16 protein-coding genes are annotated in these 20,588 nt (G+C 47.6%); all 16 read right to left on the bottom strand.

Translation table 11 applies throughout. The annotated features are described in order from the left end of the window. Positions 1 to 43: 43 nt before the first annotated feature. The gene (sigG, locus tag ACFSVM_RS17385) at positions 44 to 826 is read right to left on the bottom strand and encodes an RNA polymerase sporulation sigma factor SigG (RefSeq protein ID WP_076313232.1); all 783 of its coding nucleotides are present in this window, start codon (positions 824 to 826) and stop codon (positions 44 to 46) included. Between the two features lie 102 nt (positions 827 to 928). Continuing rightward, entirely contained in the window at positions 929 to 1,651 is a 723-nt protein-coding gene (gene sigE / locus ACFSVM_RS17380) for an RNA polymerase sporulation sigma factor SigE (RefSeq protein WP_047910874.1), read from the bottom strand. Positions 1,652 to 1,663: 12 nt separating this feature from the next. After that, the gene (gene spoIIGA, locus ACFSVM_RS17375) at positions 1,664 to 2,629 is read right to left on the bottom strand and encodes a sigma-E processing peptidase SpoIIGA (RefSeq protein WP_076313233.1); all 966 of its coding nucleotides are present in this window, start codon (positions 2,627 to 2,629) and stop codon (positions 1,664 to 1,666) included. A 201-nt stretch (positions 2,630 to 2,830) separates the two neighbouring features. Next, positions 2,831 to 3,949 carry a cell division protein FtsZ gene (ftsZ, locus tag ACFSVM_RS17370; protein WP_076313234.1) on the bottom strand — a complete coding sequence of 373 codons (1,119 nt, stop codon included), beginning with the start codon at positions 3,947 to 3,949 and terminating at the stop codon, positions 2,831 to 2,833. Between the two features lie 82 nt (positions 3,950 to 4,031). After that, complete coding sequence (gene ftsA, locus ACFSVM_RS17365; protein WP_076313235.1) at positions 4,032 to 5,303, bottom strand: cell division protein FtsA; 1,272 nt, start codon at positions 5,301 to 5,303, stop codon at positions 4,032 to 4,034. Between the two features lie 342 nt (positions 5,304 to 5,645). Next, entirely contained in the window at positions 5,646 to 6,416 is a 771-nt protein-coding gene (locus ACFSVM_RS17360) for a cell division protein FtsQ/DivIB (protein ID WP_090725396.1), read from the bottom strand. Between the two features lie 125 nt (positions 6,417 to 6,541). Beyond that, positions 6,542 to 7,813 carry a UDP-N-acetylglucosamine 1-carboxyvinyltransferase gene (murA, locus tag ACFSVM_RS17355; RefSeq protein WP_076313237.1) on the bottom strand — a complete coding sequence of 424 codons (1,272 nt, stop codon included), beginning with the start codon at positions 7,811 to 7,813 and terminating at the stop codon, positions 6,542 to 6,544. Between the two features lie 274 nt (positions 7,814 to 8,087). Then, a complete protein-coding gene (gene murG, locus ACFSVM_RS17350) occupies positions 8,088 to 9,194 on the bottom strand; it encodes an undecaprenyldiphospho-muramoylpentapeptide beta-N-acetylglucosaminyltransferase (RefSeq protein ID WP_090725395.1) in 1,107 nt (368 codons plus the stop codon). A gap of 5 nt (positions 9,195 to 9,199) precedes the next feature. After that, positions 9,200 to 10,297, bottom strand: coding sequence for a stage V sporulation protein E (gene spoVE, locus ACFSVM_RS17345; protein ID WP_076313239.1), 1,098 nt, complete (start codon positions 10,295 to 10,297; stop codon positions 9,200 to 9,202). Positions 10,298 to 10,346: 49 nt separating this feature from the next. Beyond that, the gene (gene murD, locus ACFSVM_RS17340) at positions 10,347 to 11,768 is read right to left on the bottom strand and encodes a UDP-N-acetylmuramoyl-L-alanine--D-glutamate ligase (protein WP_379263619.1); all 1,422 of its coding nucleotides are present in this window, start codon (positions 11,766 to 11,768) and stop codon (positions 10,347 to 10,349) included. 3 nt (positions 11,769 to 11,771) lie between these two features. Beyond that, positions 11,772 to 12,740: a phospho-N-acetylmuramoyl-pentapeptide-transferase gene (gene mraY / locus ACFSVM_RS17335; protein ID WP_047910865.1), complete on the bottom strand. Its 969-nt coding sequence runs from the start codon at positions 12,738 to 12,740 to the stop codon at positions 11,772 to 11,774. A 12-nt stretch (positions 12,741 to 12,752) separates the two neighbouring features. Beyond that, complete coding sequence (locus ACFSVM_RS17330; RefSeq protein WP_076313540.1) at positions 12,753 to 14,162, bottom strand: UDP-N-acetylmuramoyl-tripeptide--D-alanyl-D-alanine ligase; 1,410 nt, start codon at positions 14,160 to 14,162, stop codon at positions 12,753 to 12,755. Further along, positions 14,162 to 15,649, bottom strand: a complete 1,488-nt coding sequence (locus ACFSVM_RS17325; RefSeq protein WP_076313241.1) for a UDP-N-acetylmuramoyl-L-alanyl-D-glutamate--2,6-diaminopimelate ligase — start codon at positions 15,647 to 15,649, stop codon at positions 14,162 to 14,164. Before ACFSVM_RS17325 ends, ACFSVM_RS17330 begins: the two co-directional genes overlap by 1 nt. Positions 15,650 to 15,741: 92 nt before the next feature. Further along, positions 15,742 to 17,724 (bottom strand): stage V sporulation protein D, encoded by a 1,983-nt coding sequence (locus ACFSVM_RS17320; RefSeq protein ID WP_090725390.1) that lies wholly within the window; start codon positions 17,722 to 17,724, stop codon positions 15,742 to 15,744. 107 nt (positions 17,725 to 17,831) lie between these two features. Continuing rightward, positions 17,832 to 20,117: a penicillin-binding transpeptidase domain-containing protein gene (locus ACFSVM_RS17315; RefSeq protein ID WP_449290223.1), complete on the bottom strand. Its 2,286-nt coding sequence runs from the start codon at positions 20,115 to 20,117 to the stop codon at positions 17,832 to 17,834. A 29-nt stretch (positions 20,118 to 20,146) separates the two neighbouring features. Beyond that, the gene (locus ACFSVM_RS17310; RefSeq protein ID WP_076313243.1) at positions 20,147 to 20,569 is read right to left on the bottom strand and encodes a hypothetical protein; all 423 of its coding nucleotides are present in this window, start codon (positions 20,567 to 20,569) and stop codon (positions 20,147 to 20,149) included. Between the last annotated feature and the right edge of the window lie 19 nt (positions 20,570 to 20,588).

Below are 20,588 nucleotides of genomic sequence, written 5' to 3'. Positions count from 1 at the left end.
TGCAATACAATCCTTTTTTTAAATCAAGCTCTTATTGTTACGATTAGGTTTTAACATGCTTTTGCATTTGCTGAATGGCTGATTTCTCAAGTCTTGATACCTGCGCCTGGGAAATACCGATCTCATCAGCCACTTCCATCTGGGTCTTTCCTTCAAAAAAGCGCATGGATAGAATCATTTTTTCTCGCTGCCCAAGCCGCTGCATTGCTTCTCTAAGTGCGATCTCCTCAATCCACGACACATCCTTGTTCTTATCATCACTGATCTGGTCCATCACGTAGATCGGGTCACCGCCGTCATGATATATCGGCTCAAACAAGGACACGGGGTCCTGAATCGCGTCAAGCGCGAATACAACATCCTCTTTAGGCACATTGAGCACTTCGGAAATCTCAAAGATGGTCGGCTCGCGAGAGTTCATATTGGTCAGCGCATCCCTGACCTGCAATGCTTTATATGCAATATCCCGGAGGGATCTGGAAACTCGAATCGGGTTGTTATCCCGCAGGTATCTTCGAATTTCACCGATAATCATCGGTACTGCATAGGTGGAGAACTTCACATTCTGAGACAAATCAAAGTTATCAATGGCTTTCATGAGGCCAATACAGCCAACCTGGAACAAATCGTCAACGAATTCTCCCCGGTTATTGAAACGTTGAATGACGCTGAGCACGAGGCGCAGGTTCCCATTCACTAATTTCTCTCTAGCTGAGCGCTCATTATTTTGCTGAAGATTCGTAAATAACTCACGCATTTCTACGTTGGTTAGGACCGGCAGTTTCGACGTATCCACGCCACAAATCTCGACTTTATTACGGGTCATCGTGATTTACCTCCCAAGGAGAAACATTAATGTACATTATCTCCGGGAGAGGTATTTTTATTCCAATTAGAGCCGCTTACCAGTTATACCCAAGACTTGATTTTACACCATTTTGTTGAACTCCTTGCGCAGTCGCTTGATGATACGCTTCTCTAGTCTGGAGATGTAAGACTGGGAGATACCCAGCATGTCCGCGACATCTTTTTGCGTCTTCTCTTCCCCATCCTGAAGACCGAAACGAAGCTCCATGATCATCCGTTCCCGATCCGTCAGCTTGTCTAATGCCTTGTGCAGCAGCTTGCGATCGACCTGTTCCTCAATGTTGCGATAGATCGTATCATTCTCCGTACCAAGCACGTCTGACAAGAGCAGCTCATTGCCATCCCAATCAATGTTCAGCGGCTCATCAAAAGAAACCTCGGTTCGTATTTTGCTGTTGCGGCGAAGATACATCAAGATTTCGTTCTCGATACAACGAGACGCATAGGTAGCCAGCTTAATTTTTTTCTCCGGATCAAACGTGTTCACGGCTTTAATCAAACCGATGGCGCCAATTGAGATCAGATCTTCGATATTAATGCCTGTGTTCTCGAATTTGCGGGCAATATAGACGACTAGCCTGATGTTGCGCTCGATCAGCATCGCCCGGATGGCCGGATCACCTGTTTTTAGCTTTTGCAGTAAATAATCTTCTTCTTCCCTGGTAAGCGGCGGCGGGAGTGCTTCACTTCCCCCAATATAATAAATCTCCTCACTCTTCAGCCCGAACAAAAACAGGAACCGGTAATACTGCAGCTGTGCGGCGAGCTTCCATTTCACAAGCATGTATACTTCCTCCTATACCACGTTCAGCGGCTTTTCTGATTGACTGGCAGATGGTTTGATAATGGGGTCCTGCACATATTCCGGATGAATGATCGCCCTGTATTTCCCTTCAGATGAGAGCGTTCCTCCATCAAGACCGATCAATGTGCGAGCCGGCGTATAGCACGTCCCATTCATCTTGATCATGACCGAGTCGGGTTTCATTGCAAGCATAAACGACGTTCCTTTGTTGATCCCCCGAAAGGGGACAAGCCTTAATCGATCCTGCCAATCGAAGTCATCGCTAAGCTCCATAACAAGCTGATCAGCGGGAACCTGAGAGATCCTTCCTCTCCAGTTCTCAGGCAGGTAAGAATCCCATAATGCAGCTTCCATAACCATGACTGGCGTGCGAGTCAACGGATCTGTGAGCTGATTGCCTGTATCCACAAGTCCTGTGCAGCTCACTTCAACTTCCCCAATACGTACACTCACTTCACCGAAGAACGCTGTCATCTGATCTGCTTTCCTCTTGTTCAAATGAACCGCTCTAAAGATGAATAGAACGCTAAAGAAGACAATAAACATAAACCAGAACCCTACTTGAAGTTCGAACGACACGCCGCCCGTTGTAGTGAATAGTATTCCGTTGAATAACTCTCCTGAGCTTTGAAGTAAATAATGCGCCCCGAGTATACCGCCTGCAGCCACAAAATTGATGACATAAAAGGAGCCGATCGTCTTCATAAAGCTCTGCAGACTATGGAATCCGAAGGCGGTCCAAATCATCAATAATGACAAACCGAACTTGATGAGAAAGGTGTACAAAAAGGTAAGTTCGGGTACGAACATCATGACCACATATAGAGCTCCAATGACCGCAGCAATAACCATTCGCCACCACTTTGGCTTCTGGCGCTGCATCCAAGCGGTTAAGAATAACAGGACCCAGTCAATCAGCAGGTTGGTCAGAAAAATCAAGTCGATGTATACAACCAGTTTTTCTCACCACCCTTATATCATCGAATCAAAGAATATAACCAGTATAAGGAGGGAGACTTTCAAAGTCTGTCTAAACTTGGGAGGAGGATTGCAACTTTTTTTGTCGGATTTTTCACCTTTTTCAAGACGTGAACAAGGCGTAAAGTGACAGGAAACAAAAAAATGCAGCCTTGTGCAGGCTGCATTGTTGAATGATATTTATTCGTTATTATTGCCGTTGTTTCTGGTGCGATTCCGCAAGAACGTCGGAATATCCAATTGATCAGAGCTAGGCTGATTGCCAAATGGCTTCAGGTTAGAAGAACGATTCTCCTGCGTTTCCGGCTGAGCAGGTTTGCGTACCGGTGGTGCAGCTGCAGCAGGCTTATTCTCGAATCCTGTCGCAATAACCGTAACCTTAATTTCTTCCTTCAAATTCTCATCAATAATGGCACCGAAAATCATGTTCACTTCTGGGTCTGATGCAGAGGTTACAATCTCAGCTGCTTCATTCACTTCGTATAGTGACAGGTTAGCCCCACCTGTTATATTCATGATTACACCGCGAGCTCCTTCAATGGAGGTTTCAAGCAGCGGACTCATGATGGCTTTACGGGCAGCCTCAGCTGCTCTGTTCTCACCTGTTGCCATCCCGATCCCCATTAAGGCGGAGCCGCGCTCCGTCATAATCGTCTTCACGTCGGCAAAGTCAAGGTTAATCAATCCAGGAACAGCGATAAGGTCAGAAATACCTTGTACCGCTTGACGAAGAACGTTGTCTGCTTCACGGAAGGCCTCCAGCATCGGAGTCTTCTTGTCCACAATCTCAAGCAAGCGATCATTCGGAATAACGATCAGTGTATCTACTTTTTCTTTCAGTGCTTCTATACCATGCTCTGCTTGGTTCGAACGCTTGCGTCCTTCAAACGTGAACGGGCGAGTAACGACACCAACAGTCAGTGCTCCACACTCTTTGGCGATCTCAGCGATGACAGGAGCTGCACCTGTACCTGTACCTCCGCCCATGCCTGCTGTTACGAATACCATATCCGCACCCTTAAGCGTGTTAGCGATAAGGTCACGAGATTCCTCGGCTGCCTTCTTACCAACCTCAGGATTAGCACCTGCACCAAGCCCTCTTGTCAGCTTATCGCCGATTTGCAGTTTGTGTTCAGAACGGGCAAGATGCAATGCTTGAGCATCTGTGTTGACCGTAATGAATTCGACTCCTTGAACACCATTCTCAATCATTCGGTTCACAGCGTTGCTTCCGCCGCCACCGACACCTATTACTTTTATCTGAGCCAAGCTCTCCATCTCGAAATCAAATTCCAACATACTTTTCCATCTCCCCCTCATGTGTGCATGGATGGCTCGTCCACTTATCAAAAATGAATCTTGTCCATTTCATATATCGGTGTTAAATCAATTCACTGAACATATTTTTTATGCGTTCGAAAAACCCCGGTTTATGTTCTTCTTCCGGAGCCGGATTCGGCTTAACACGATTCGTAGGCTTCTTGTTATTGCTTCCTCCACCGCTCGTTGGTGCTGCGGGTCTGATTTTAGCACTGCGAATCACGTTATGCAAGATACCTACACCGCTAGTATAACCCGGGTCGCGCACCCCGATAAAGTCTGGTACGGCCACTCTTACTGAAGCCGCAAGCTCATGCCTTGCAACTTGCAAGACACCCGGCATAGCCACCGTGCCGCCCGTTAATATATAACCTCCGGGAAGCTCCGTGTAACCGAGTCTCTTCATTTCCTGATGAATCATTTGGAATATCTCCTGCACACGAGGTTCAATAATCGCTGCCAGATCCTCTTGAGTAAACTCCTTATCCACATTACTGCCGATACGAGTGACTTTGAATACGACATCTCTGGCTGCATCATCAAGCCAAGCACATCCATACTTCAGCTTTACTTTCTCTGCTTGCTCAGTCAATGTACGAAGTCCGTATGCAATATCATTGGTAACAAACTCTCCACCGATCGGAAGTGTAGAAGTGGCGACAATCGAGCCTTCCTCAAACACAGCTATCGTGGTCGCGCCTGCACCGATATCGATCAACGCAGATCCCATACCCTTTTCATCCTTGGACAGAGACAGCAGGCCTGCTCCGAGAGACATCAGTACAAGATCCTTCACTTTCAGACCCGACTTCTCTACGCAGCGAAGCAAGTTATGTATGGCGGTCTTGGCACCTGTAATAATCGTTGCTTCAACCTCAAGTCTTACACCGATCATGCCGCGTGGATCCTGAATGCCCTCAAGACCGTCCACTACGTACTGTCTTGCCACTACATCGATGATCTCACGTTCCGGCGGAATAGCAATCACTTCAGCCGCCTTCAACACCCGTTCCATGTCTTCTTCACCGATCTCACGGTCTTCATTCGATACTGCCACAACGCCGTGACTTGTCATAAGTCCGATATGATTTCCGGAGATACCGACATATACTTCGGATATTTGAATACCAACCATACGCTCCGCATGATCTACTGCATTGCGGATAGACTGTACAGTCTGGTCAATGTCTACAATTGATCCCTTACGAATCCCCTCTGAGTCGGCAGATCCAACTCCAATAATATTAAAGGTTCCATTGTTAATTTCCCCAATAATAGCTCGAACTTTGGATGTACCGATGTCCAAACTAACAATGATGTCATTGTTGCTCAAGTCTGTGGCACCTCCTGACTCCGATAGTAATATACGTTCTCAAGTTACAACACTCTCTACATATTCAACACGTTTAAGGCTTTCCCTCTTTTTTCTACAAATTTTTTAGGTGCCACCATCTTAGGTGTAATTATGAACTTTACGCTTGATTCCAAGCCTAATAGCTGCATGATTCACTCTGCTGTATGTCTATGTCTATTAACGGTTTAAACCGTCTCGATGATTCTATTAAATTCTGAAGAAAAAAGAAGGATACGTTAGTAAGATGCACATAGCTTAAAGTGTAACATTTTTTTAATCAATCAGAAAGTGCTATCTTCACAGGCTGTCAATTCCATTATTTCAGGATGTGCTTCCCGCTTCGTCTTCCCCGGTATCCTCTTCGTCCGGCTGAAAGGGCTCATAGGAATCAGCCTCCAGCATGGTGATAAGACCGGGCTCTTCTGTTTCAATGACTTGGTTTAGATAACTCACCTTATCTCCAAGCAAAGAAATGGTTGTGATGACCTCAAACTGTGATTTGGTATACAGCTTGATCCGGTCGGGAAACGAAGGTGTCGGCGAAGGCAGAATCTCCGAAATATCGGTTGTCAGCTCATTTGGTATTTCTTTGAGCACATTAGAGAGCTCGGTCTTCAGCGGGTCGTCTGCTTTCCACTGGGTAAGAATCGGTTTTTCTACTGCAATGCCTCTTCCCTCCAGATTGACGCTGGCACCGCTGGATAATATGGCTTGAATCTGACCATCTGAACCTAATTCGTACGCGACAGTCTCATACTCTTTGACGTGTATGGTAATGATTCCAGGAAACTGCTTGTCCACCGTTGCTTCAGAAATAAGAGGACTATCCTCGAGCCCCTCTTCAATATCCGATGCATCGGCGCCGAAAAAAGGACTTCCTACCGCTAGACCGCTCTTAGATAAAATTTCTTCTCTAGTACTAAACACATTTCCTTCTATCTGAACCTGGGAAATTTTGCTTACGGGAGATCTAAAGAAGATCACTGCAAAAATAACGATAAATAACAACACCAAAATAAAGATAATTTTCCGGCTTGTTTTCATTTTTGGGGTGCTCTCTTTTTTGAGAGCAGGAATTTGACCTTTTGGCATTGACGTCCGCTCCATAAAAGCCTTAAGGTCCCCTCCAAAAAGAGGGGACTTTCAGGGCAATATTGTGCTTAAATCTGATGTAGCATGAATATACTTGAATATAATGACCATGAAGGTATTCGAATCTAAGGTGCAACAAAACTTACAGGCTGTCGTTCTACAGATGCACCCAGGGACTGAAATAATTGTTCAATCCGGTCGTAGCCGCGATCAATATGATGCACCTGCTCCACCACTGTTTTGCCCTGCGCTGCCAGTCCTGCAATAACCAGTGCCGCACCTGCTCGCAAATCCGTAGCCTCAACCGTTGCCCCATACAAACGAGGTACGCCGCGGATGAATGCGGTATTCAAATCCACAGAAATATCGGCTCCCATAACGTTAAGCTCATCTACATGCTTGAATCTGGCTTCAAAGACCGTTTCCTTCATAATACTGAAACCATCTGCCAAACTGAGCAGAACCATAACCTGTGATTGAAGATCCGTTGGAAATGACGGGTAAGGTGACGTAACGATACGATCAACTGCCTTGGGTCTTCCCATGCAGCTCACGGTTATTATATCATTGCATACACTTGTTTGAACACCGGCACGCTTCAGCACGTGTATAAGTGAAGTGAGATGTGCTGGATTACTGCGCGTTAATGTAACATTCCCCCGTGTTGCAGCTGCAGCAATCAGTACAGTTCCTGCCACAATTCGATCGGGAATAATCTCATACGTGCAGGAAGTCAGCCGATCAACACCATGAATTGTAATGGTGCTCGTACCTGCTCCAATGATATGAGCGCCCATTGCATTGAGGAAATTTTGAAGATCCTGAATTTCAGGCTCTCTAGCCGCATTTGTGATCGTCGTTGTCCCAGAAGCCGTTACTGCTGCCATCATGATATTTTCTGTTGCACCTACGCTTGGAAAATCCAGCTGAATATCTGCACCGATCAGCTTCTTCGCCCGACAAGTAATCTGAGAATCCTTCTCCTCAATAACCGCCCCAAGTGCTTCGAGGCCTCTCAAATGAAGATCAATCTTACGCTCTCCAATAGCGCAGCCGCCTGGCTGATAAATGGACACTTCGCCAAATCTCGCCAGCAGCGGACCCATCAAAAAAATGGATGAGCGCATTTTGTTCATTAAATCTTCAGGAACTCTTGATGAGCTAACCAAAGAAGTATCGAGCGTTACGACGCCTTGTTCATGTCTCGTATTGCAGCCGAGCCTTTCAAGGATTTGCAGCATTACTTCAATGTCGAGCAAGTGAGGAACATTGTGAAGCTCTGTGTTCCCTTCCGCCAGCAGGCTTGCCGCCATGATGGGCAATGCAGCATTTTTCGCTCCGTGGATACGTATGGATCCTGATAGGGGTTTCCCGCCTTCAATCACCAATTTGTCCAAGTGTATCACCTCCGAGTTTACCGCCCCCCTTGACTATTAACACCCATGAATCGTCTCTAGCGCACACCGTCCGATGTATATGCGTTTTGAATAGGCAGTCATAGGGAATGAACGTCCTTAAGCGGATAAAAAATTTGTTGTAACACACTATGGACTTTTGTTAGCCCAGAGTGATTGTCACATTTGATAAGGTATCTTATGTAAAGAGACCTCTGTGTGTGACAATCGCCTACTGGACTGTTTCTTACGTATCCATGATCTGATCATGTTAGTCTTATTTCTTCGCAATCCGTCTCATCTCTGCGACAAGTACAGCTGCTGAATCAGGCTTTCCGAGCTGTTTAGAGATGCTGGACATTGAGCGCTTGCGGTCCTCATCGCCGATAATGGCCTCAATCGATTGATACAGGGTATTTCCGTTCATATCCTTTTCCAGAAGCACATGCGCTGCCCCAGCCTTCTCTAACGCCCTGGCATTGGCCTCCTGGTGGTTGTTTGTTACGTTCGGGGACGGAATCAGAATAGCTGGAATGCCCAGGGAAGTAATCTCGGCAAGGAAGGAAGCCCCTGCCCGATTCACAATCAGCGAGGTCGCTGCCAGAACTTCAGGCATATTATTTACATACGGCAAAATATGCATATGGCTTGGAATGTTGCCCAGACGTTCTTTTACAGCCTGAAGAGTAGATTCATAATAGGAATCCCCCGTAACATATACCATGTGGACGTCCTTAAGCGTGGATACACGTTCACTCATGTCGATCATCGCCTCATTGATCGCCTTCGCTCCCCGGCTTCCGCCTACGACAAGCACGACCTTGCTGCCCATTGGTACCCCGAGCGAAGCAAATCCGCGTTCGCGGCTCGCATGTTGCACGGTAGTCGCACGCGGATTGCCTGTGTAGAGTACATTTTTCACGCCGGGAAAATGCTTCTCCGAGCCTTCAAAGCTTACGGCTACGGTATCCACATAACGGCTCAGAAATTTATTGGTCAAACCAGGAATTGCATTCTGTTCATGAATAATGCTCGGAATGCCGAGTTTAGCTGCGGCGTAAACGACAGGACCACATACATATCCACCTGTGCCTATCACCACATCAGGTTTGAACTCTCGCAGCAGTTTCTTGGATGTGCGGACTCCCTGCAAAAAGCGGAGGATGGTTTTAACATTGTCCACAGACAGCTTACGGCGAAACCCCGTAATATCAATGGATTCAAACCGAAGCTTTTCCTCGGGAACGAGCTTACTTTCCAGCCCTCTTTTTCCCCCTATATATAAAAACTCAGCGTTCTTGTCCTCAGACTCCAGCTGCCTTGCGACAGCGACAGCCGGATAGATATGTCCGCCTGTCCCGCCGCCTGTAAGTACAACGCGCATATAAGTCACCTCGCATAACGTGATAAATTAAGTAGTATTCCCAGTGCTGTAAGCATCAGCGTCAGAGATGAACCCCCATAACTGATTAAGGGAAGTGTGATTCCCGTTACCGGCATCAGACCGATAACAACTCCGATATTAATAACAACCTGTACGGCAACCATACCGACGATCCCTACGCCCAGCAAGCTTCCAAACGCATCCGGCACGGTCATCGCTACCCGCATCCCTCTCCATACCAGCAGCAGGAAGAGCAGCAGTACAATCAAGCCGCCAATAAAACCGAGCTCTTCAGCCAATATGGAAAATATAAAATCGGTCTGCGGCTCAGGCACATAGCTGTATTTCTGCCTGCTCATGCCAAGACCAAGTCCTCCAAGTCCCCCTGGGCCGATCGCATATAACGATTGAATAATTTGATAGCCTGTACCGAGCGGATCAGACCAAGGGTCCAGAAATCCAGTAATCCGTCTTAGACGATAAGGTGCTGCGAGAATCAAGCCGGCAAAACCAAGTACACCGCCTAGCGCCAGGAACATCAGATGCTTCATCCTCGCCCCTGCTGTAAAGATGATCAGCATCGATGCGCCAAGCATAACCGCGCCCGTTCCAAGGTCTGGCTGAAGCATAATAAGACCAAATGCAAGACCAATAAGACCTAGAGGAGGAAGTAAGCCGGTAGTGAAGTTCTTGATCGCTGCAGGATCCTTGCTGAGCCATTTCGCTAGGAACAGAATCATGCCAAGCTTCATAAACTCTGAGGGCTGAATACCGAACGAACTGATGCCCAGCCAGCTTCTTGCGCCGCCGCGAACGACGCCGATGCCCGGAATCAGTACGATAATGAGTAGAATAAAGCAGAGGATGAGTACAAACTTTGCGTAGTTGCGCCATATCCGGTAATCCACATTTGCCGTAAAGAACATGGCGAGTAGCCCAAGCCCCGCGAACAGCAGCTGCCTTTTTACGAAGTAGAAGGAGTCACCGTGTTCACGAAAGGCAAGGACGGCACCTGCACTGTATACCATCACGATTCCGATGGAGAGCAGCGACACAATGCAGATCACAAGCCACAAATCAGGCGCCGGTCGGGTCTGTTTCATTAGGAGGCCACCTCTTACATAAGTAGTAGGGGCTTATCCACCCCCCTACTTACAGATTATGCACCGCCTCTTTAAAAATGCGTCCACGCTCTTCATAGGAGCTAAACATATCCCAGCTCGCGCATGCAGGCGACAACAGAACAACATCCCCTGCTTGTGCCAGCTCGGAAGCATTTTTAACCGCTTCGACAAGCGCTGCGGCGGCATCCTCCCCATTATCGACAATCCGAATATCGTTTAGACCGGCAAGTTTCGCAACCTCAGCCAGCTTATCCTTCGTTTGCCCCAGCAAAACGACAGCCTTCACTCTCTCTGTGAACACTTCTAACATATCCATATAGTCGGACCCACGGTCAAGACCACCTGCAATCAGCACGATGGGCTCTTTGAATGAGGTGAGCGCATTAAGAGTAGCCTTCGCATTCGTCGCCTTGGAATTGTTATAGTACGCTGCACCTGCATGATTCTGTACATATTCCATTCGGTGCTCTACTCCCCTGAATGTGGATAGGGGAGCCGAAAGCGCTGAAGGAGCAGCACCCGCTGCTAACGCAATCGCACAGGCAGCCAGCGCATTGGCAACGTTGAAACGACCCGGCAGTTTTATCTCATCCACAGAAATAATTGGATGAATTCCTCCATCAAAATCACGATACATGATGGTTCTCTCAATATCATCTTCAACATCCGTTATGTAGGGAGGATCTGCATATACACCGGCTTGCAGTGTTTCTGTCAGTGAGAATGGCAAAATTCTGCCTTTGATATAAGGCACAAGCTGTCTGCATACAGGATCATCCCAGTTAATAACCGCATAATCCTCTGGTGTCTGATTGTTGAACAGCTTGGCTTTGGAAGCGATGTAATCCTCCATCCCGCCATGGTAATCAAGATGCGTCTCCGAAACGTTGAGCAGGCAGCTGACGGCAGGACGAAAATCCGTCGTTCCCTTGAGCTGGAAGCTGCTAAGCTCGACGACCATGATATCCTCTTTTTTCGCGGCCTGCGCTGCCTCGGATAACGGAGTGCCAATATTTCCCGCCACAATCGGTGACAAGCCGGCATTCTCGAGCAAAAGACCTACCCAGGTCGTTGTTGTTGTTTTTCCATTAGAGCCTGTAATTCCTATGATGGGAGCTTTGCAAATATGATAAGCCACTTCAACCTCAGTGACGACTTCGATGCCCAGCTCCAGCGCCTTCTGAATCGGTGCAACCTTATATGGGATCCCCGGGTTCTTGACCAGAAGCTGCACTCCAGGATAAATCAGATCATCCGGATGCCCTCCGCATATAACAGAAATTCCCAAAGCCTCCAGTTCGGATGCTTCGGGACACTGCGCTCTGTCCTTTTGATCGTTAACAATAACATGGGCTCCAGCCTGATGCAGCACCTTAGCCACCTGTACGCCGCTCTTGGCCAGGCCAAGAACAACGACGTCCATTCCTTTATAACTCTCCGGATGATTCATGAATTACAACCCCTTGTTGATATAAAGTCCGAGACCAGCGAGCAGCAGTCCTACGGCCCAAAAAGTAATTACTACACGCCATTCAGACCATCCCGACAATTCAAAATGGTGATGAATCGGGCTCATTTTAAACACACGTTTGCCTCTTGTTTTAAAAGATACAACCTGAATAACGACGGACAGCATCTCAATAACGAATATACCGCCGATTACGAGGAATAAGAGCTCTGTCTTTGTGACGATGGCTATAGCTCCGATGGCACCCCCGATCGCAAGCGAGCCGGTATCCCCCATAAATACTTTGGCTGGGTGCGCATTGTAGACAAGGAATCCAAGTACGGCTCCAATCATCGCTGCTGCGCAAACGGCAGCCGGTAGTGAAGTAGCCTGCATCGCTACAATGGCAAACGCGCCAAAAGCTATGGCACTTACGCCGGACAATAGTCCGTCCAGACCATCCGTGAAATTCACTGCATTACTTATAGCAAGCATCATGATAACAATGAACGGATAGTAGAACCACGGACCAAGGTCGAATGCCCATGATGTTCCAGGCAAGGCAATCTCTGTACTGTGACCATTCTGTATAAGCAAGAAGCACATAATCGCCGCAAATAGCAGCTGGCCAAACAGCTTCTGCCTTGCGGTAAGCCCCAGCGAACGTTTAAACACAATCTTAATATAGTCATCCAGGAAACCGATTAAGCCAAAGCCTAAAGTTGCCACGATCAGAACATAAAAATCCGTGTTCTTCGCAGGTGCAAACTTTAAGAAGGCCAGCGTAAAGGCAAGCACGATGACAACGCCGCCCATTGTCGGTGTACCCGATTTCTTGAGATGGCTCTGAGGTCCATCTTCTCTAACCTGCTGCCCGAATTTCATACGGCGCAGGAGTGGTATTAGAATCGGTGCAGCAATCACCGCCAGGATGAATGACACACCGATCGTTAGCAGCATTAATTGAAAATCCATGATAACACCTCTCTAGTCAACTTCGATCTGTAATGGTTCATTGATTAGTGCGTTAGCAACTTCCTCCAGCTTCATGCCCCTGGAAGCCTTGACAAGAACAACATCCTTAGGTGTCATTGTTGCCTTCAAATGGGCAATTAAAGCAGCCTTATCCTCAAAAGCATGCACCGCATGGCTCGGCATATTCTGTAACGCGCCTTTTGCGATGCTCGAAGACAAGGAACCATATGTGAATACCAGATCAAGCTTGGCCGGTGTCAGATAGTGTCCAATCTCCTCATGAAGCTCTTCTTCTCTTGGTCCAAGCTCCAGCATATCTCCAAGGACTGCTGCTTTTCGTTCATAGCCTGCAAGTCCGCTAAGGGCATCGACCGCTGCCTTCATTGCAGTTGGGCTTGCGTTGTATGCATCGTTCAGCACCGTAATTCCACTGACGCCCTTCATCACTTCGATGCGCATTCCCGTCAGCTTCACTTCTGCCAAGCCCTTTTGCATATCCTCATGAGATACGCCGTAATGTCTTGCGACGGCAAGCGCAGCCAGCGAGTTAATCACATTGTGCTGACCTATCAGCGGTATTTGCATGGCCTCCTCGCCGGAGGAAACAGAAGTAAAGATCATCCCGCCGGCATGATTCGTAATCCCCGTAGGGAAATCATTATTTGTCTGATTCATTCCAAAGGTAAATCGTTTGAACTCCTTCGGCTTCTTCGTAGACGGCTCAGCTAGAACACGATCAGCAAGTGAATCATCACCATTGTAGATAAGCAGGCCGTCGTTCTTCAGTCCGCTTACGATTTCGAGCTTGGCACGTGCAATTTCCTCTCTGGAACCGAGCTGCAGCAAATGAGCTTCTCCAATGTTCGTAATAACGGCAACATCCGGACGAGCAATTTCTGCCAGTCTCTCAATTTCATGCCGGCCGCTCATGCCCATCTCCAGGATCACAATCTGCGTATCTTGAGGCATATCAAGAATGGTTAACGGCAGTCCAATATGATTATTGAAATTCCCCTGCGTCTTATGCACCTTAAAGGTAGTGGATAACAGCGAATACACCATATCCTTGGTCGTTGTCTTGCCATTGCTGCCCGTAATAGCTACTACGGATGCTCCACTCTCCCTTAAATAAGCCGCGGATAACTCCTGCAATGCCAGAAGAGTGTCCTCTACGACAACAACCGGCCCTTCGGGAGGTGTGCCATGATCGTTCTGCCACATAATCCCGGCCGCGCCTGCAGCCAGACACTCTGCAGCATATTCATGTCCATCGAAACGCTCACCGGCCAAAGGTACAAACAGCTGTCCTTCAGCAGATTTACGTGAATCCGTATATACACCATTTATAATTAATTCACTGTCTTGATCTCTCAAGAGTGTGCCGCCGCACATCTGTGCAATTTGATATAACGTTCTTTTTATCACTTTGCTATGCCCCTTATCGCTTCTTTTGCCACCAGACGATCATCGAAATCTGTTTTTGTCGTACCCAGAATTTGATACGTCTCATGACCTTTACCCGCAATCAATACTACATCGCCGGAGCTTGCCTGCTCAATAGCACGATGGATAGCCGCCTTCCGATCCACGATAAGTTCGTATTTGTCAGGCTCGGTCCCCATATCGATAAGTCCCTGTTTAATATCTTCAAGAATGGCATCCGGATTCTCAGTACGGGGATTATCGGACGTAATAAATACCTTGTCACTGTATTTAGCAGCAATCTGCCCCATAATGGGACGCTTTGTGCGGTCGCGGTCTCCCCCGCAGCCAAAGACACAGAGCACTCTGCGCTCCGCAAACTCATTAACCGTTCGAAGCACATTTTCAAGCCCATCTGGTGTATGGGCATAGTCAACAATTACGGCAAAGTCCTGACCGCAAGCAACGGCTTCAACCCGTCCGTCCACACCTGGAATGGATTCAAGACTTTGTTTAATAGCTTCGAGGGAAATTCCCTCCAGTAGTGAAGCCGTGGTCGCAGCCAGCGCATTGTATACATTGAATTTGCCTACCATGCGAAGCTGAATATCAGCGCTGCCTTTAAATGTATCTACATGGAAGAATGTACCTTGTGCTGTGATTTTAATATTGGATGCTTTCACATCCGCTTCTGTATCAATACCGTAAGTCACGACTTCGGCTGCTGTCAGGCTGGCAAAATACTTGGATGCCTCATCATCGGCGTTCAAGACTGCATATTTACGTTTTGAGATTTCCTCTGTATACCCGTTGCCTAGTCTTGCAAATAACAAACCTTTGGCACTTCGATAGGATTCCATGGTGAGATGGTAATCGAGATGGTCCTGCGTAAGATTCGTGAACACCGCCGTACGGAAGTCGGTCCCTTTGACACGTCCCTGTTCCAGCGCATGTGAGGAGACCTCCATGACACAGTTCTCGACCCCTTCCTGCACCATATGATGCAGGCTGCGCTGCAATTCCAGCGCTTCTGGTGTCGTCCCGGACATAGGGAACTCTTTACCTGCGTAACGCATTTGTATTGTACCGATGAGACCTGTACTTTGACCTGCATCGTTTAAAATTTTCTCAATGAGATAAGAGGTTGTCGTCTTGCCATTCGTACCGGTTACTCCGATCATGTTCAAGCGCTGGCTTGGCGACTCAAAGAAATGATTAGAAAAGACGGCCATCGCTAAACGGCTGCTATTTACGATAATTTGTGGAACACGAGCTTCCAGCTCCCGTTCAACAACAAGCGCAGCAGCCCCTTGATCCACCGCTGTCTGAGCGTAATCATGCCCATCTACCGTGTGACCAGGCAGGCAAATAAACAGATCTCCTTCGGTAACTTTTCTAGAATCTGTTTGTATTCCTGTAATCTCCGTATCCCCGTTGCCTGTGACTTTACTTGTCTGCAGCAAGGAAGCAAACTGTTTTAAAAGCACATGTATTCCTTCTTTCCCTAAATTAAAACGTCATCCTTCCCTATTGTATCCGTTACCTAGCATTATGGTCCATAGGAAGCGAAGTAAAAACATCAACTTCCTTCTTTTTCCTTGCCAGAGGATGTATTGGTGTCATGCTCGTGAGCATCTTCCGGATGACTTCCCATATAAATTCGTATGGTCGAGCCTCTTTCCACCCTGGCTCCTGGTTTTGGTGCCTGACTGATGACCGTATTGCCAGTTCCTGATTTGACGAGCATAAAGTTCATATTCAGATCTTCATACAGATCCTGTACCGTTGCTCCTGTAAGGTCTGGTACGGTTACAATTGGTGTTTCTCCATATTTATAATTCTTCTCAAGCTGATCCTTCCGCTGCGGAACCTGCAAATAATGTAATGAATCCTCTAATATGTTCTGGACAATCGGAGCCGCCACTACGCCCCCGAATTGAATCCCCTTCGGATTGTCTACCGCGGTATACACCACAATCTGAGGATCATCCGCTGGTGCAAAACCGATAAACGAAACGATATGTTCGGTTGTTGAATAACGACCGTTAATGACTTTCTGTGCGGTACCTGTCTTGCCTCCGACCCGATAACCGTCGATAAAGGCTGGTCGTCCGGTCCCCTTCGCAACCACACTTTCGAGCGCTTCACGAACCTGCTTGGACGTCTCCTCCGATATCACCTGTCTTACCATCTCCGGCTCGGTTTCATCGACAACTTTGCCCGTTATGGGATCGACCCATGCTTTGGCAACAAACGGTTTGTATAATTTCCCGCCGTTTATCGCGGCAGAGACTGCGGTGATCTGCTGAATTGGAGTAACCGAAACACCCTGACCAAAGGCTGTCGTCGCAAGCTCCACAGGTCCAACCTGGGAAAGCTTGAATAGTATTCCAGAAGCTTCTCCACTCAGGTCAATTCCTGTCTTTGCACCGAAACCGAAGTTTTTAATATACTCGAAAAGCGTCTCTTTGCCAAGCTTGTTCCCTAAAGCAACAAACCCCGGATTACATGAGTTTTCCACAACCTGTAAAAAGGTCTGGCTGCCGTGTCCACCCTTTTTCCAGCAGCGAAGCCGGGCTCCGCCAACCTCAACATAGCCTGGATCGAAGAAATGATCGTTAACAAGATCCACCTTCTTCTCTTCCAGTGCAGCAGCGAGGGTAATAATCTTGAAGGTAGAACCCGGCTCATAGGTCATCCATACAGGTAAATTCCGGTTGTATATTTCTGCAGGATATTCCTGATAATTACCCGGCTCATAGCTTGGACGACTCGACATGCCAAGAATTTCTCCGGTCTTCGGATTCATGGCTATCGCTAAGGCGGAATTGGCCTCAAATTTGACCATCGCCTGATCCAGCTCACGCTCGATAATGGATTGAATCGGCTGATCAATGGTCAGCTGAAGGTTGAGCCCGTCCTTTGGTGCGACATACTCATCTGATGAACCTGGCATCAGCCTGCCTGCTGCATCCGACAGGTATTCAATTCCTCCTCCGATGCCCTTGAGGTTATCATCGTACTTCTTCTCAATCCCGGTTAACCCTTGATTATCAATTCCTGTGAACCCGAGAATATGTGCTGCCAAATCGCCGTAAGGATAAAACCGCTTATTGTCCTCAGCAACAACAATGCCCGGAAGCTCCAAATCACGAATTTCCTGTGCTTTCTCCATCGTAATTTTTCGGCCCCCGGGCTTTATCTCGACTATTCTTTCGGTCTTGGAAATGATACCGAGCACCTTCTCCTGCGTCATCCCAAGAAGCGGCGCTAGGGCTTCAGCCGTTTTTTCCTTCTCCTTCACCTGAACCGGAATAGCCATAACGGTTGGTGTCGTAATATTATAAGCAAGTGATGTGCCGTTACGGTCAAGTATTTCTCCGCGCTTAGCAGTATATGGAATTTGCCTCCGCCACAGATTCTCGGCTTCCTCTGCCAATTCTGGTCCTTTGGCAAGCTGCACATAAGCTAGACGGATCGCCAGCGCCGCAAAAAGAATGAGCAGTATCAGCATGCACCACAGCAAGCGGCGGCGAAGCGTCACGCTGGATACTTTGGCCATATGTATCTCCCCCCTACTTGTCTTTCGTATTCACAATGACATGCTTAATCATGAATATTCGGGACAACCAGGGAATAGAACAAGCTTTATTCTATTACGTTACGGTCTCACTCTTCTGGGCCTGCATCTGTGTCGGATGTCTCAGACCCTTCTGAACCGGAGCTGTCAGGTTCTGCATTATCAGGACTTTCTGCCTGTTTATCGGCTGTACTTCCTTCCTCATCTGCCGATCCCTCCGTCGATTCACCAGTTACAGCATCCTTCGCCGTCTGCAGTGTAAGTACTGCCGTACGATTTTCTCCGGTCACTTCCACTTTTTGCTTAGTGACATAACCTTCACCCTCAACTCGAACTCCCACTTTAAGCAAGGTTAGGACTTCTAGCGCATCACGTAAAGATTCACCTGTCAAATCCGGAATTTCCATGGTGTCGCTCTGCTCGGTAAGCAGGTAGATTCGCTGGCCTGCAGTAAGCTCGGCACCTGCTTTTGGATACTGCTGTATCACTTTACTCCCCTTGCCGAGGGTCTCATAGGCGATGCCCTCATCCAAGAGCTGTGCGCGAGCATCCTTGCCGGATTTGCCGACCAGATCAGGCGCTTTTTTGCGTACCAATGGCTGGGTGGTCTCTGCTCCATCCTCGCTTGTTACGGCTTCCTTCGGAACGCCAAGATAAGTGAGTGATTTAGACATGATTTCTTTAAAAATCGGAGCCGCCCCTGAACCGCCTCCCAGGTTTGGATCATTAGGTTCATCAATCATGACCAGCATTGCAATTTTAGGATCATCCACAGGTGCGTAGCCGATAAAGGAAACGACGGACTTCGTATGATCATATTCTCCGTTAATGTATTTAATCGCTGTTCCTGTTTTCCCAGCTACACGGTAACCATCAATGTAGGCATAACGGCCTGATCCATGATCCTGATCGGCAACAACCTGCTCCAAATAACTGCCAACAGTTCTTGCTGTTTCGGGTGATACCACCTGACGGATTTCTTTTGGCTGAATTGACTCTACCTCACCGTTGTTAGGATCTGATATTTCTTTCACCAGATGCGGCTCAAGCAGTTTGCCACCATTAGCTATAGCTGAAATAGCAGCCACCTGCTGAATAGGTGTTACCTGTACAAGACCATGACCATAAGAAGCAGCCGCAATATCTGCAGCATATACCAGCTCTCTAATCGGCGAAGCGGACTCCGTTGGAAGATCAATGCCGGTCTTCACACCAAAACCGAATTTATCAATATAATCGCGAAGCTTCTCTCCACCAAGCATCTTGTAACCAAGGTTGACAAAGGCGACGTTACTGGAGCGTTTTACACCCTCTAAGTAACTGATCGTCCCCCAATTACGACTAATATCACTAATATTTCTGCCACCAACCTGTATACTACCTGATTCAAAGGTCGCATTCGGGTTAAACAATTTCTCTTCAACTGCAGCAGCCAGTGTCACAATCTTAAACGTAGAGCCCGGCTCGTAAATGGATTGAATGGCATGATTGAAATAGTTGTCCGGTGTTTCCCAATAGGAGTTCGGATTGTAATTCGGCAGATTTGCCATGCCCAGGATCTCCATTGTATTCGGATCGGCTGCAATGACCGTCATACTGATCGGATCATATTTATCATAAGCTTCCTTCATCGCTTCCTCGATGTAGTACTGAATCGTATCATCAATGGTCAGCTTTAATTTTTTACCATTCTGCGGCGCCGTATAGGCACTATCCGAGTTTGTCAGCTCAAGACCTATACCATCCTTCTGATATTGGAGACTGCCATCAGTTCCTTTGAGCTCCTCATCATAGTACAGCTCGAGCCCATAAACCGGGTCTCCCTCTTTATTCAAATAACCAAGCACATGCGACGCCAGATTATCCCTAGGATAAAAGCGCTTGGATTCATCCATTAAGACGATGGCATTCTTCGCGCCATACTCCTTGTCCAGCTCATTGCGAAATTCTTCAACCTTATCTCTTAACTCCTGATCAATCTTATAACCCTCGCTGCGTACTTCTCTATGCGGCCTGAGGCTACCGTTCTCTCTTGTTGCCGTCACATCCTCCCTCAGCCCCGCTTCATCCTTGCCCAGCAATTCATGCAGACCCTCGACGACCACGTCTTCGATCCCCTTCTCATGAATAAGCTCCGGATTTACAGCCACTGTATAGGCAGGTGCATCCGTGGCCAGAACATTGCCATTGCGGTCTGTAATTGTCCCCCTCTTCGCCGGGATTGTCTTGGAATTCTCTATCAATTGAGCAGCATAGTCCTGCCAGAAGCCCGCGTTGACCACTTGAATCCAGAACACTTTGCCCACAAGTACAAGAAAAAAGAGGGTGATGATCCCTCCAATGAGTAACGTGCGAAGTTTTATTCTTTTATTGATTTTCCCCATAGTCCAAAACCTCACATTTCTTACTTGCCGTCTGAAGAGCCTTGTTCAGATGAAGTAGGACTAACTGCCGTTCTCGGCACTCGAATGACTTCACGATCCGAAGTTTGCTCTACGTAGCCAAGCTCGCGAGCTTTCGCTACGATCTCGTTTTCCAGCTTCTCCTTATGAACGTCCAGAACAGCAATTTCCTTATTGGCTAACACCGTTGCTTGTTCGACAGAATGCGTCTGCTTGTTGAGATCATAGATGTTTACATATCTGCCAACCATGACACTGACAACAATGACACATACAATCACAGATATCAGATACAGAAGCTTCTCTCTTGTCGGCAGACCTGTCCTTCGAGTAACGACTTTTGTCGTCTCTTTATACCGCTGGGGCTGTGCTTGCTGCTCCTGCACTCTTTCCTTAACTGCCAGGTTGCCACGTGTATAGGCCATATTCGACTCTCCTTACGTT

It is taken from the genome of Paenibacillus shunpengii, from assembly GCF_042684905.1.
In the GTDB taxonomy this organism is placed as follows: domain Bacteria; phylum Bacillota; class Bacilli; order Paenibacillales; family Paenibacillaceae; genus Paenibacillus; species Paenibacillus shunpengii.
Note: the sequence above shows the minus strand (reverse complement) of the source record. Positions and strands in the feature narration are given on the sequence as shown.

What these genes read in the sequence shown, in the direction of transcription:
- spoVE (WP_076313239.1), bottom strand. Translation starts at nt 10,297, where the DNA reads ATGAAACAGACCCGACCGGCGCCTGATTTGTGGCTTGTGATCTGCATT.
- mraY (WP_047910865.1), bottom strand. Translation starts at nt 12,740, where the DNA reads ATGGATTTTCAATTAATGCTGCTAACGATCGGTGTGTCATTCATCCTG.
- ACFSVM_RS17320 (WP_090725390.1), bottom strand. Translation starts at nt 17,724, where the DNA reads ATGGCCAAAGTATCCAGCGTGACGCTTCGCCGCCGCTTGCTGTGGTGC.
- ACFSVM_RS17310 (WP_076313243.1), bottom strand. Translation starts at nt 20,569, where the DNA reads ATGGCCTATACACGTGGCAACCTGGCAGTTAAGGAAAGAGTGCAGGAG.
- murD (WP_379263619.1), bottom strand. Translation starts at nt 11,768, where the DNA reads ATGAATCATCCGGAGAGTTATAAAGGAATGGACGTCGTTGTTCTTGGC.
- sigE (WP_047910874.1), bottom strand. Translation starts at nt 1,651, where the DNA reads ATGCTTGTGAAATGGAAGCTCGCCGCACAGCTGCAGTATTACCGGTTC.
- ACFSVM_RS17360 (WP_090725396.1), bottom strand. Translation starts at nt 6,416, where the DNA reads ATGCCAAAAGGTCAAATTCCTGCTCTCAAAAAAGAGAGCACCCCAAAA.
- murG (WP_090725395.1), bottom strand. Translation starts at nt 9,194, where the DNA reads ATGCGCGTTGTACTTACAGGCGGCGGGACAGGCGGACATATCTATCCG.
- sigG (WP_076313232.1), bottom strand. Translation starts at nt 826, where the DNA reads ATGACCCGTAATAAAGTCGAGATTTGTGGCGTGGATACGTCGAAACTG.
- ftsZ (WP_076313234.1), bottom strand. Translation starts at nt 3,949, where the DNA reads ATGTTGGAATTTGATTTCGAGATGGAGAGCTTGGCTCAGATAAAAGTA.